This window comes from Dactylosporangium sp. NPDC051541, from assembly GCF_044454505.1.
Classification (GTDB): Bacteria; Actinomycetota; Actinomycetes; order Mycobacteriales; family Micromonosporaceae; genus Dactylosporangium.
Map to the genome: position 1 here is coordinate 139,102 of NZ_JBITDU010000006.1, position 12,738 is coordinate 151,839.

General features: G+C 70.3%; 10 protein-coding genes. 6 read left to right on the plus strand and 4 right to left on the minus strand.

Annotation, left to right across the window (positions count from 1 at the left end):
- The first annotated feature begins 29 nt into the window (after positions 1–29).
- Together ACIA8L_RS27200 and ACIA8L_RS27205 are read left to right on the plus strand one after the other, a co-directional pair.
- The gene (locus ACIA8L_RS27200; RefSeq protein WP_395909219.1) at positions 30–1,607 is read left to right on the plus strand and encodes a methyl-accepting chemotaxis protein; all 1,578 of its coding nucleotides are present in this window, start codon (positions 30–32) and stop codon (positions 1,605–1,607) included.
- Positions 1,608–1,616: 9 nt separating this feature from the next.
- The gene (locus tag ACIA8L_RS27205; RefSeq protein WP_395909220.1) at positions 1,617–3,614 is read left to right on the plus strand and encodes an ATP-binding protein; all 1,998 of its coding nucleotides are present in this window, start codon (positions 1,617–1,619) and stop codon (positions 3,612–3,614) included.
- Here the strand turns inward: ACIA8L_RS27205 and ACIA8L_RS27210 are convergent.
- The 4 genes from ACIA8L_RS27210 to ACIA8L_RS27225 all read right to left on the minus strand — a co-directional run bounded on the left by ACIA8L_RS27210 (position 3,611) and on the right by ACIA8L_RS27225 (position 6,832).
- On the minus strand, positions 3,611–4,543 hold the full coding sequence (locus ACIA8L_RS27210; RefSeq protein ID WP_395909221.1) for a polysaccharide lyase family 1 protein: 933 nt from the start codon (positions 4,541–4,543) through the stop codon (positions 3,611–3,613). The genes ACIA8L_RS27205 and ACIA8L_RS27210 overlap by 4 nt on opposite strands.
- 5 nt (positions 4,544–4,548) lie before the next feature.
- Positions 4,549–6,129 (minus strand): right-handed parallel beta-helix repeat-containing protein, encoded by a 1,581-nt coding sequence (locus ACIA8L_RS27215; protein ID WP_395909222.1) that lies wholly within the window; start codon positions 6,127–6,129, stop codon positions 4,549–4,551.
- 126 nt (positions 6,130–6,255) lie between these two features.
- Positions 6,256–6,672 carry a DUF5655 domain-containing protein gene (locus ACIA8L_RS27220; RefSeq protein WP_395909223.1) on the minus strand — a complete coding sequence of 139 codons (417 nt, stop codon included), beginning with the start codon at positions 6,670–6,672 and terminating at the stop codon, positions 6,256–6,258.
- Positions 6,673–6,691: 19 nt separating this feature from the next.
- Entirely contained in the window at positions 6,692–6,832 is a 141-nt protein-coding gene (locus ACIA8L_RS27225; protein ID WP_395909224.1) for a hypothetical protein, read from the minus strand.
- A 195-nt stretch (positions 6,833–7,027) separates the two neighbouring features.
- On the opposite strand from ACIA8L_RS27225, the gene ACIA8L_RS27230 reads away from it, so the two are divergent.
- The 4 genes from ACIA8L_RS27230 (at position 7,028) to ACIA8L_RS27245 (ending at position 12,655) form a co-directional block, all read left to right on the plus strand.
- On the plus strand, positions 7,028–7,810 hold the full coding sequence (locus ACIA8L_RS27230) for a hypothetical protein (protein ID WP_395909225.1): 783 nt from the start codon (positions 7,028–7,030) through the stop codon (positions 7,808–7,810).
- A gap of 7 nt (positions 7,811–7,817) precedes the next feature.
- Entirely contained in the window at positions 7,818–9,686 is a 1,869-nt protein-coding gene (locus ACIA8L_RS27235) for a diguanylate cyclase domain-containing protein (RefSeq protein ID WP_395909226.1), read from the plus strand.
- Between the two features lie 41 nt (positions 9,687–9,727).
- Positions 9,728–10,606, plus strand: coding sequence for a sporangiospore maturation cell wall hydrolase GsmA (gsmA, locus tag ACIA8L_RS27240; protein WP_395909227.1), 879 nt, complete (start codon positions 9,728–9,730; stop codon positions 10,604–10,606).
- A gap of 642 nt (positions 10,607–11,248) precedes the next feature.
- Positions 11,249–12,655, plus strand: a complete 1,407-nt coding sequence (locus ACIA8L_RS27245; protein WP_395909229.1) for an RICIN domain-containing protein — start codon at positions 11,249–11,251, stop codon at positions 12,653–12,655.
- The last annotated feature ends 83 nt before the right edge of the window (positions 12,656–12,738 follow it).

Here is a 12,738-nt window from a genome sequence, read left to right on the forward strand (position 1 = left end):
GCGGAGATTTCTGTGAGAGAGGCACGTTCATGGCCGCGGTGCGTAATCTTCCCATCGCCGCGAAGCTCGGTGCGGTCATCGTGCTCGCTGTCATCACCGTCGCCGTGCTGCTGGCGATCGGCGTGCGGACGTTCGCCGCCGACGGCGACCGCGCCCACCAGCTGCAGTCACTCAACGGCCTGACCCGCACGACGCTCGAGGCCGACATGGCACACGACGCGGTCCGCGGGGACGTGCTGCGGGCCCTGCTCGCCACGACCGGCAGCACCGACGTGGCCGAGGCGCAGAGCGACCTCACCGAGCACGCCAAGATCCTCACCGACGCGATGACGCTGTTCACCGGAGCCGGCATGACCGCCGACGTGCGCGCCGCGGCGCAAGGGGTCCAGCCCGCCGTCCTGCGCTACGTGGACCTGGCCAACGAGGTGGTGCGCGCGGTCGTCGCGGGGCAGCGCACCGGGTTGGGGTACACCCAGTTCCAGACGTCCTTCACCGAGGTCGAGGAGAAGCTCCCGGCGATCGGGGACGCGCTCGGCCGGCACGCCGAGGACGCGGCGGCCGCCGTCGACCGCGAGCAGGTGCGGGCCATCACCGCGCTGTCCCTGGCCGGCGGGGCCGGGGTGCTGCTCATCGTCGCGGTCAGTGTGCTCGTCGCCCGCGGCATCATCGTGCCCCTGCGCGACGTGTCCGGCGTGCTGCGCGGCATGGCCGGCGGCGACCTGTCGCGCAGCTGCGGTGTCGACTCCACGGACGAGGTCGGACGGATGGCCCGCGATCTGAATCAAGCGATAAGCAGCGTTCGCGGTACCGTCAAATCGCTTTCGGAATCGGCCGGCACCGTCGCGGGCTCAGCGGAGGAGCTGTCGGGCTCCGCGCAGCGGATCGCCGCTTCGGCCGGGGAGTCCAGCGGGCGCGTCGGCGCCGCGAACGAGGCCGCCAACCAGGTCTCCCTCAACGTCGACACCCTGGCGTCGGCCAGCGAGCAGATGAGCGGCTCGATCGCCGAGATCTCCCGCAACGCCAACGAGGCGCTGCGGGTCGCGGGCGACGCCGTCACGATGGCCGAGCAGACCAACGCGACGATGGCCCGGCTCGGCGCCTCCTCGGCCGAGATCGGCAACGTCATCAAGGTGATCACGTCGATCGCCGCGCAGACCAACCTCCTCGCGCTCAACGCCACCATCGAGGCCGCCCGCGCGGGCGAGCTCGGCAAGGGCTTCGCGGTCGTCGCCGGTGAGGTGAAGGAGCTGGCCCAGGAGACGTCCCGGGCCACCGAGGACATCGGCGCGCGGGTCGACACGATCCAGGCCGACGCCCAGCAGGCGATCGCCGCCATCAGCGAGATCGGCTCGATCATCGAGCGGATCAACGACTTCCAGGTCACCATCGCCAGCGCCGTCGAGGAGCAGACGGCCACGACGCAGGAGACCAGCCGCACGGTGAGCGACGTCGCCACCCGGACCAACGAGATCGCCGCGACCATCGGCGACATCGCCGGCGATGCCGCCCGCAACACCGAGGAGGCCGGCACGTCGCTCACCGCCGCCCGCCAGCTGGCCGGGATGGCCGAGCAGATGAACGGCCTCGTCACCCGGTTCCGGTTCTGAGGTCGGTCCATGCCCACCGGTGACCTGCGCGCGCTGAGTGCGCCCGACCGCTGGCTGCGGATCCTGCCGTTCCTGGCGGTGACCGGGCTGGCGTTCGGGGCCGCCCTGCTGCCGCCGGCCGTGCACCCGCCGGCGCTGCTCGCGGCCCTCGGCCTGACGGCGGCGCTGCTGGCCCTGGTCGTGGTCGTGCCCTGGTCGCGGCTACCGGTCCTGCTGGAGGCCGGGCCGCCGCTGGGCTACTTCGGCGTCGTCCTGCTGCTCAACCTCGGCTCCGACGGTGGCCCGGCCGGCTACGGCCCGCTCGCGCTGCTGCCCGTGCTGTGGCTGGGCCTGTATCACGGCCGGCTCGCCACCGCGATCGGCGTCGCCGTGATGGCGGGCGTCCTGCTGGTGCCGGCCGCGCTGGACAACCACGTGATCCGGGCCGAGTGGCGGCGCGGGCTGCTGCTCATCGCCATGGGCGTCATCGTCGCCACCGCCGCGCAGAGCTGGACCCGGCGCGCCCGCGACGTCACCCGGGAGGCCCGCCGCGACCGCGACTTCAGCCAGGCCATCCTCGACTCGACCGGGTTCCTGGTGCTCGTGGTCGCCCGGAACGGAATCGTCACCGCCTTCAACCGCCGGTGCGAGGAGCTGACCGGGCGGGCCGCGGCCGATATCGTCGGACGGTCGTACGGCGAGCTGGGTCTCGCCGTCGACGGCGGGGAACGGCTGAACACGGCCCTGGCCGGCTCGATCCCCGGCGACTTCCCGCGCACCGTCGAACGTGACTGGCTCGTGCCCGGCGGGAAGCGCCGGATCGCCTGGAGCAACGCCGCCAGGGCCGACGACGACGGCCGGTTCACACACGTGATCTGCACCGGCATCGACGTCACCGAGCAGCGGCGCACCGAACGCCTCTTCGCCGACGTGCTCGCGGCCGCGACCGAGCAGGCCATCATCGGCGTGGATCGGGTCGGCACCGTGACGGTCTTCAACGCCGGGGCCGAGCGGCTGCTGGGCTACCGCGCGGCCGAGGTCGTGGGCATCGCCGGCCTGTCACGCTTCCACGCCGAAGCCGGCCCCCTGGAAGCGGTCTTCGCGCCCGCGCGGGCCGGTGACACGGAGGCCCGGGAGAGCGTTTATCAACGCCAGGACGGTTCGGTGGTACCGGTTGCGCGGACGGTCAGCGTCATCCGGGACGAGTCCGGGGAGGTCGCCGGGTATCTCAGCGTGGCCCGCGACGTCACCCGCGAGCGGCGCACCGTCGAAGCGATGCGCCACGCCCTGGAGCGCGAACGGGAGGCCACCGCCCGGCTGCGCGAGCTCGACAAGGTGCGGGCCGATCTGGTCGCGACCGTCTCCCACGAGCTGCGCACCCCGCTGACCAGCATCCTGGGCAACCTCGAGGTGATCGTCGACGGCGACGCCGGCCCGGTCGCGGCGGCCCAGGCCCGGCTGCTGGCCGCGGTCGAACGCAACGCCCGCCGGCTGCTCGCCCTGATCGAGGACCTGCTGATGCTGTCACGCATCGAGGCCGGCGCGGTGAAGATCAACGCCCGGCCGGTGCAGGTCGCGGCGGTGGTGTCCGGGGCCCTGGAGGCCCTCGAGACGGTCCGCGGCCGCCGCGAGGTGGCCCTCGAGGTCGACCTGCCCGGCGATCCGCTGGTCGTCTTCGGCGACCGCGACCAGCTCGAACGGGTGGTCATCAACCTGCTCGACAACGCCCTGAAGTTCACGCCGGCCGGTGGGAGCGCGCGGCTGAGCGCCGACGGGGACGGCGAGCAGGTGCGGCTGACCGTCTCGGACACCGGCATGGGGATCCCGGACGACGAGATCGACCAGATCTTCGAGCAGTTCTTCCGGTCGAGCCGCTCCCAGGAGCACCAGAGCCAGGGCACCGGCCTGGGGCTGGCCATCACCAAGACGATCGTGGAGCGGCACGGCGGCCGGATCTGGGCGACGCCCGCCACCGGCCAGGGCACGGTGGTCACGTGCCTGCTGCCGTGCCGCTCCGGTGTCTCCTAGATGTGCCCGGTGCCGGCGTTGGCCGTCACGGCCGCCGCGACGCTGCTGACCGGGTCCAGGGTGTACGCGTACGGCGGGTTCGTGAACGAGCCCGTCCGCGTGATGTTGTTCGGACCGCAGCCGGTGTAGCTGTTATTGCGCTCGACCGCGTAGCCGTCCGCGACGCTCAGCGTCGTCGTCTTGATCGGCGTCTGCACGTTGGTGAACACGTTGCCCTCGACGAGCACCTGCGCGCCCATGCGCGAATGCACACCGTTGACGTTGTTGTGGAAGTAGTTGTTGAACACGTGCGCGGTGCCGAAGCGGACACTCGGCGTGCGGGCGTCGAGGTTGTAGAACTCGTTGTGGTGGTAGGTCACCGTGAGATGCCCGGTGTCCTCGCCGCCGTTGTCGTCGTCGTGCCCGACCAGTGACGTCTTCCAGTGGTCGTGGATCTTGTTCCAGGACACCGTCACCCAGTCACTGGCGTGCGTGATGTCGACCAGGCCGTCGTAGTAGTCGATGTCGTGCGCGCGGTCGCTCCACAGCTCGTTGTGGTCGATCCAGACGTGCTGCGCGTCCTGCACGGTGATCGCGTCGGTGCCGACCGGGAACGAGATCTTCAGGTTGCGGATGATGACGTTGTCGTAGTGCGAGATCTTCAGTCCGCCGCCGGTGATCCCGGAGTTCGCGCCGACGCCGACGATGGTCTTGTCGTTGCGGACCTGGACCTGGCCCGAGCCCTGGAGGATGCCGTTGATCCGGATCGTCTCCGGCGTCTTCTTGCCGGCCTCGGTCTTGAGCTGGGCCCAGGTGGTCACGGTGACCGTCGGCCCGGCCGCCCCGCCGGTGGTGCCGCCGGCCAGGGTCGCGTAGCCGATCGGCCCGGCGTCGGCCAGCAGGGGCGCGGCGGGGTTGAGCATCGCCGCGACCAGGAGCAGTGCCTTCATGATCGTCAAATCCTTCCGGTACCCGCGCCGGCGAGGACGGAGGCCTTGACCGTGCCGGCGGGTTCGAGGGTGTACGCGTAGTAGGTGCTCGGCTCCTGGACCGTGCCGCCGATCGTGCCGGGCGCGCTCTCGCCGATGAAGAGGTTGCCGCGGGCCACGATCCGGCCGCGCGGGCCGGCGTAGTCGATCGCGTAGGCCTCCTCGGTGTCCTCGAAGACGTTGTTCTCGATGACACAGCCGGACGACGCCTGGCAGGCGACGCCGATGTCGGAGTTGTGCAGGTAGTAGTTGTCGAACACGTGCACCGGCTCGCCGAAGCGCACGCGCGGGTTGCGCTGGGGCGTGCGGTCGAAGAAGTTGTGGTGGTACGTCACCTTCAACTGGCCGGTGTCCTGTGCGCCGTTGCCGTCGTCGTGGCCCAGCAGCATGTTCTTCGTGTGGTCGTGCGTGTGGTTCCAGGAGACGGTGACGTAGCTGGACCCGCGCTTGATGTCCACGAGCCCGTCGTAGCCGTGCGACAGGTCGTTGTGGTCGATCCAGACGTGGTGGGAGAACATCTGCACGTTGATGGCGTCGTCCGGGGTGCCGGTGAACACCAGATTGCGGATGATGACGTTGTGCACCGCGTTCGCGGGCACTGAGGTCACCGTGTCGTCGACCGGCAGGCCCACGTTCAGCCCGCCACCGGTGAACCCGGAGGCCGCGCCCACGCCGACGATCGTCTTGTCGGACGTGACGTCGTGCATCGGACCGGGAAGGGCGATCATCCCGTTGACGACGATCACGACGGGGCCGGTCCGCGCGACCGCGGCCAGGAACCCGGCGGCGTCGGTCACGGTGACCGTCGGCCCGCCGCAGCCGCCGGTCGTGCCGCGCTGCCCCCACGCGTCGACGGACGCGAATCCGGCGACCGGCGGCGGGTTGGTGCAGTCCCCGGGCGGCTCCGGCGACGTGCTCGGGGTCGGGCCGGCGCTGCCGCTCGGGGTGGCCGTGACCTGGTCGTCGGCGGTCACGTCGTCGAAGGTGGCGCTGGCGTAGGTGGCGGCCAGCCCGAGCCGGCCTCTGGCGAAGGTGGCGTCGGTCGCGGTGGTGACCTGCGCGTTGTTCACGAATCCGCGCAGCGCCGCGCCTCTGGCCTCGAGCCGCAGCGTGGCCCAGCTGCCGGCGGCCACGGCGACCGGGGCGCTCGCGAGGGTGGTCGTGGCCCCACCGACGCGTTTGACGAGCTGTGCCTGGCCACCGGTGAGCACGAGGGCGTAGTAGTCGGACGTGTTCTGCGCCCGCGCTATCACCCCGACGGAGTGCGCGTTGTACGCGATCGGCTTCACCTTCGCCTGCACGGCATAGTCCGTCCAGGCCGCACTGCCGGCCAGGGCGCGCGCATCCGCGCTGGTGCCGCTCTGCCGCAGGGATCTCGTGCCGTCGGTGACCACGGTCCAGCTTCCACCGGACCGCGTCCACCCATCGGCGTTACCGTCTTCGAAGTCATCGGCGAACAGGGTCGCCGCTCCGGCCTGGTTCGCCACGACACCGACGAGCACGGCGGCGCCGGCGAGCACGGGCAGGACACGTTTGAAAGTCGACATGGCGTTGGATCGCCTCCCGGTAGTTCTGGCGGGATCCCCGGGGAAAGGCCTTTCCTGAACGCTAAAGCGGCGCATTGATCGAAGTCAACGCATCTTGTGCGCAGGTTTGTTGCAGTGTTTTCGCGCTTACGGACCGGCGTCCTCGAACGCCTCGGTCAGCCAGCCCCGCATCCGCTCGTCCACCTGGTCGACGTCGGTGATCCGGACGACGTTGACGAACCGCCCCCGGCCGACCTCGTAGTGCCGGGTCACGCGCTCGTCGTCGAGAGGCCGGGAGAGGTACAGCTCGACCGAGAGCGCCCGGGCCATGGGCCGGATCTCGGCCAGCTTGCGGTCCCGCTTGAGGAACACGCCGACCTTCACGGCGTCCTCGTGCACCGGCCCCAGGTCGTCGAGGAGCCCGATGATCGCGGCGTAGGCGGCCCGCTGGTAGTCCGGCCGGCCGGCGAAGGTCTCGTCGACGGTGCCGCCGGGCACGCAGACATGGCCCTGCCGGGCCTTGTCGAACTCCCGCTCACACTGCGGACAGATCCAGCGTGCCATCAAGGTCGATGATACGTGCCTACCAGGCCTCGCCGAAGAGGGTGATCGCGGCGACCACGGTGATGCCGAGGAGGACGGCGCCCAGGCCGACGTCCAGGGTCGCGGCGCCGCGGTCGTTGCCGGTGGTGCGGGCCACCAGCTTGGCGAGCAGCAGCTTCATGTTTCGTTCCCCCTTGACTTTGTGTAGTCAAACTATGACGGAAAGTCGCAGCGCGGGGCATCCGCCAACCACCCGACACGGCGGTGCTGGGTGGGTGTCGGGCGGGCGCTGATGGGCAGCTAGCGGGGCATGGCGTTGCGGGCGCATTTGCCGAAAGTCACCCCTGTGCGGGGTTGTGCGGATCAGAATGAGTCTGTGCCGAAGATCGACAGTGGTCTGGCGGCGGTGCTGCGGGCGCTTGTTCCGCTGGTCCTCTGCGCGGCCTGGCTCGTGGGTGAGCCGGCCATCATCCTGCATACGGCCCGGTTCGCCGTCGTGATCCCGGGGCCGCCGACCGGGCAGCCGGCCGAGGCCGCGATGGACGGCGGGCGCTGCGCCGACCCGGCGGGGACGTGGCTGGGCATGCGCTGGCGCAGCGAGCTCAAGTGGCGGGTCAACGAGAAGACGATCCCGGCCTACCTCGGCGACCGCGCGGCCGTCGTCAACTCCCTGCGCAGCGCCGCCTACACCGTCGACACCGGCCGCAACGACTGCGGACTGCCGGCCAACCTCGGCATCTCCGAGTCCTACGCCGGCAAGACCGACCACACCGCCGGTGTCACGCCCACGGGCGGCTGCGGCGAGCGGGACGGGGCCAACGCCGTGTCGTTCGGACCGCTCAACCAGGGGCTGCTCGCGGTCACGTGCATCTGGTGGTACGGCGGCAAAGACAACGGCCGCAGTGTCGAAACGGACATCCTCATCGACGACACCGAAGGCCTCTTCTTCCTCAGCACTCCCGCCGCGTGCGGCAACCGCTGGGACCTCGAGGGCACGCTGACGCACGAGTTCGGGCACGCGTTCGGTCTCGGGCACGTCGCCTACGCCCAGCACTCCGCGCTCACCATGACCGACGGGCTGCCGGACTGCTCGACCGCCTACCGCGGCCTCGGGCTCGGCGACTACCTGGCCCTCAAGCAGCAGTACGGGACCAACTGAGCGGACCGTGTGGCGCGCATACCTGCTGATCGCGGCGTTCCTGGCCCCGGTGGCGCTGTGGAACGACGGGCCGGTGGCGCGCCTCGCCAACCTGGCGCTGCAGCTGGCGGCCGTGGTGGCGACCGGTGTCGGGATACTGCGCAACCGGCCTTCCGCGCGACGGGCGTGGCTGTTGCTGTGGGGTGCGCTCACGCTCGTGTTCGCGCAGAACTCGATCTGGACGCTGCAGGATCTGTTGCGGTTGCCGGCGCCGCCGAGCGACCTGTTCGTCAACTGGCTTTCATACACGGCATTTTTGGCGGGTACGGCCGGCTTGTTCCTCCTCGCCGGAAGGGGCGACGGGCGGGCGCCGTGGGAGTCGCTGATCGACGCCGGGATCGTGACGGTCGGGGTCGCCATCCCGGTGTGGAGCTTCCTCGTCGAGCCCCAGGTCACCGACTATGACCTCGGCCCCGGTGAGCTCGCCGGCCGGCTGATCTTCCCGGCCTGCGACCTGGTCGTCGTGGCCATGACGACCCGGCTGTGGTTCACCGGTGCCCGTTCGCCGGCCGCGGCCATGCTCACGGTCGCACAGTTCTTCCTGCTCGCCGCGGACATCCTGTTCTGGTCGCAGTCGCGCAGCCTGGCCGAAGCGGACCTGAACCGGCCGGCGAGCGCCGCCTGGCTGGCCTGGTTCACGCTGTGCGCGGCCGCGACCCTGCACCCGGCGATGCGCGAACTCGGCGCCTACTCGGAAGCCGCGCGCAGCCGGAGCGGTACCCGCGGACGATTCTTGCTGCTCTTGTCGCTGTCACTGGTCGGGCCGCTCGTCACGGCGCTCCAGGCGCACGCGACGGTCATCGGTGAGCGGGTCGTCGTGCCCGTGTTCACCGGGACCCTGGCCGTGCTGCTCGTCGTGCGCATGCAGCGCATCAACCGGCTGGCCCGCCGCCGCGCGGACGAGCTCGCCTACCGGGCCACGCACGATCCGCTCACCGGTCTCGGCAACCGCGCACTGCTCGCCGACCGCCTGCGCGAACAGCCACATTCGCCGTCCGGACCGGCCTCGCCGGACCACGACGGCACGCTGCTGCTGCTCGACCTCGACGGGTTCAAGCTCGTCAACGACACGTACGGACATCCGGTCGGCGACCGTCTCCTGGTGACCGTGGCCGAACGGCTGCGATCCGTCGTCGCGCCGGGCGACGTCCTCGTGCGCCTCGGCGGTGACGAGTTCGCGGTGATAAGCCATTTCGCGGGAGTACCGGAAAGAATCCTGCATCGCCTGCGCGAACCCTTCGTGCACGACGGCCGCGAACTCGCGGTCACGGCGAGCATCGGACTGTTGCCGCTGCGGGGCTCGTCGGACCCGCTGCGGGATGCCGACCTCGCGCTCTACGCGGCCAAGGCGGCCGGCCGCAACCAGATCGTCGAGTTCGACCCGGGCCTGCGCGACGCGAACCGCCGCTCGGACGCGCTCCGGCAGGCGTTCGCGGCGGGTGAACTGCACGTGCGGTATCAGCGAATGGACATGGAGCCCGGGCTCTTCTCGGCCCGGATCGACTGGCCCCCGCACGACGGTGCGGAGCTGGTGGCCGCGGCCGAGAGCGCCGGCCTGGTCAAGGCCATCGGCGCATGGCTGCTCAACCGGGCCTGCGCGGACGCGGCCGCGGGCGGCTTCAACGTCGCCGTGCCGATCTCCGTGACCCAGCTCCGCGACCCGCAACTGTCCGGCACCGTGCTGGCCACGCTGGCCCGCCACGACCTGCCGGCGAGCGCGCTCACGCTCGTGCCGCAGGGCACCGCCCCGCTCGAACGCCTGCGCGCCGCGGGCGTGCGGGTGGGGCTTGCACCTGCCTGGCACCAGACGGAGAACGAGGTCCGCAACGCCCGCTGACGATCTTTGAGGGGTCCTACTCGACCCTCATCGGAGATCAGATGCTGCACTCCCTGAAAAAGTATGTTTTCGCTCCGGCGCTGGCCCTTGCCGCGACCGCCACGACGCTCGTCGTGGCCGCTGCACCGGCCGACGCCGCCGTTGTCAGTGTTCGCGTCAAGGGCTCCCTCGCCGCTCGTACCGGCGCCGCCAACTGGTTCGGCCAGACCCGCACCATCAGGAACAAGCAGAAGGTGACCGTCACGTGCAAGGTGAGCGGTCAGTACCTGCGCGGCAACGTGCGCAAAACCGCGCAGTGGGACCGCACCGCGATCGGTGACTACATCTCCCACGCGTACGTCTCGGGCAACCCGAAGCTCCCCGTCTGCGCCCCGCCCGCCGCCCCGGCCCCGGTCACACCGGCGCCCGTGGCCGCGGTCCCGATGGGCCCGACCGGGACCATGACCAACGAGCAGTTCCTGGCCGCCTCCATCCCGGCCGCCCAGCAGAGCCAGCGCGACACCAAGGTGCCGACGTCGGTGACGCTGGCGCAGGCGATCCTGGAGTCCGGCTGGGGCCGCAGCTCACTGTCGGCCAGCGACAACAACTTCTTCGGCATGAAGTGCTTCAACAACGCCCCGGGCAGTTACGCGGCGGGCTGCAAGTCGTACTCGACACAGGAGTGCAACGCGGCCGGCACCTGCACGACGACGGTCGCGACGTTCCGCACGTATCGCGCATCGGTGGACTCGTTCCGCGACCACGGCGCGAACCTGAAGTCGCTGTCCCGGTATGCGGCCGCCTTCAACTACACGGGCAACCCGAACCAGTTCATCGCCGAGATCCACAAGGGCGGCTACGCCACGGACCCGCAGTACACGACCAAGGTCGTCGCGCTCATGACGAAGTACAACCTGTATCGGTACGACATCGCGGTCTGACGCTTTCTGGTCCGGCAACGGCGGTCACCCTGTCCCGGGGTGACCGCCGTCGTCGTTGCGTACCGGTCGGCGACGGCGACGCCGACCCGGCCGGTCTCCCGCAGCAGCGGTACCGCCGCCGCGAGGTCGTCCCGCCGGACGTACGTGTCCGCCAGCCGGTACTTGGTCGCGGTGTCGGCCGGTGCGAGCTCGACGGCCTTGCGCAGCAGCCGCTCACTGTCGGCGAGCCGGTGCGCCGGTGATCAGGTGCCGGGCCCGCCGGACGATGGGGTCGATCGACGTGTCGTAGTTGCTGAGCACGACCACCACCCGGTCCGGGTCGGGCACCGCCCACCACGGCGTCGTCGTCGCCGAGCCGGGTCTGACCGGCGGCCTCGACCTGTCGGTCGCCCGGCCGGGCGCCGATTGAGCTCCGGGCTGGCCGTTGCCGGGGTGTCCGGGCTGCCGCCGGGGTGAAGGCGCGCTGGTCAGCTGGCTTGAGAGACACTTAATGTAATCAGCAAACAAAGCTAAACAATTCGCTGTTGGACATTGTTCGATGGCGCGGAACTGGGACACACTGGGCGTTCCTGACCCGTCCGCCAGCGGGAGATGCTCATGTTTCGATTGCAGTTCAGGCCGCGGAGGAAGGTGCTCGCCATCGTGGCGGGGGCCTTGCTCGTCGCCGGCATCAGCACAGCGCCCGCCTGGGCGCAGCAACAGCAGCAAGGGCCGCCGGACCCCACGATTCCGGCGAACGACAGTGCGCGGGGGTTGGTGTACGACGGGTTCAAGGTCGGCACCGGGCGCTGTAAAGGTCTGTTCGAGGTCAAGAACGTGCCGGGAGCGTGCACGCACGGGCCCGATGCGTCGTTCGCCGGGACGGACGTCACGCGGTCCGTCGCACCGTTGGCCGAGGCCGGCACCGCGGCTCAGGCCGCGGCGGCCGCGAGCATCGTCTGCGACGGTGACGGGCAGTCCGGCAACCGGGTGCAGGTGCTGTACATCCACGGGTCCGGCAACGCCGACCGGTACAGCCAGTATCTGGCCTCGATCCGGACCTGGACCGCGGGTGTCGACGACATCTACAGTGCCAGCGCCGCGCAGACCGGGGGTACGCGGCACATCCGGTTCGTGACGGACAGTTCGTGCAACATCTCGGTGACCGACGTGGCCATCGCGAACAGTGCGCTCAGCGACTTCGGCAACTCGGTCAACGCCATCAAGGCGCTCGGGTACAACCGGACCGACCGGAAGTACCTCATGTACGTCGACGCCACCGCGCTGTGCGGCGTCGCGTACGTGACGCTCGATGACCGGCCGGGGCAGGACAACGCCAACAACTCCGGTGCCAGCTTCAGCCGGGTCGACTCCGGGTGCTGGAGTTCCGGGCCGGCGGCGCACGAGCTCACGCACGCGATGGGCGCGGTGATGAGCAGCTCGCCGAACCACACCGCGTACGGGCACTGCACGGACGACTACGACATCATGTGTTACAACGACGGCCCCGGCACCGTCATGCGCATCGTCTGCGGTGACCAGGCGCAGGACAACCGCCTGGACTGCAACAAGGACGACTACTTCAACACCAACCCGCCGGCCGGCTCATACCTGGCCACGCACTGGAACACGGCGAACAACCGGTTCCTGCTCACCAGCGGCGGCAGCGGCGGCGGCACGAAGACGGGGCCGGTGACGCTGGTCCAGCTCGGCAAGTGCGTCGACGTGAACAATTCGAACTCGGCCAACGGCACGAAGATTCAGATCTGGACCTGCAACGGCACCGGCGCGCAGCAGTGGACGTTCAACACCGACGGTTCGGTGCGGGCGCTCGGGAAGTGCCTCGACGTGACGGCGGCCGGCACCGCGAACGGCACGAAGTTGCAGCTTTACGACTGCAACGGGACCGGCGCGCAGCAGTGGACGTATGTGTCCGGCACGCAGGCGCTGCGCAACCCGGCGTCCGGTCGCTGCCTGGACGACCCGTCGAGCAGCACGACGGACGGCACGCAGCTGCAGATCTGGGACTGCAACGCCACGAACGCACAACGAGTGACCGTTCCCGCGTAGACACCGTGCACGAAATGACGGCCCGGCTCCAAGGGGGAGGAGCCGGGCCGTCACGCCTGTGCAAGCGAACAGCAGTCAGTCGG

Excerpts from the sequence above, each read along its gene's own strand:
- ACIA8L_RS27205 (WP_395909220.1), top strand. The coding sequence starts at position 1,617 with ATGCCCACCGGTGACCTGCGCGCGCTGAGTGCGCCCGACCGCTGGCTG.
- ACIA8L_RS27215 (WP_395909222.1), bottom strand. The coding sequence starts at position 6,129 with ATGTCGACTTTCAAACGTGTCCTGCCCGTGCTCGCCGGCGCCGCCGTG.
- ACIA8L_RS27225 (WP_395909224.1), bottom strand. The coding sequence starts at position 6,832 with ATGAAGCTGCTGCTCGCCAAGCTGGTGGCCCGCACCACCGGCAACGAC.
- ACIA8L_RS27210 (WP_395909221.1), bottom strand. The coding sequence starts at position 4,543 with ATGAAGGCACTGCTCCTGGTCGCGGCGATGCTCAACCCCGCCGCGCCC.
- ACIA8L_RS27200 (WP_395909219.1), top strand. The coding sequence starts at position 30 with ATGGCCGCGGTGCGTAATCTTCCCATCGCCGCGAAGCTCGGTGCGGTC.
- gsmA (WP_395909227.1), top strand. The coding sequence starts at position 9,728 with ATGCTGCACTCCCTGAAAAAGTATGTTTTCGCTCCGGCGCTGGCCCTT.
- ACIA8L_RS27220 (WP_395909223.1), bottom strand. The coding sequence starts at position 6,672 with ATGGCACGCTGGATCTGTCCGCAGTGTGAGCGGGAGTTCGACAAGGCC.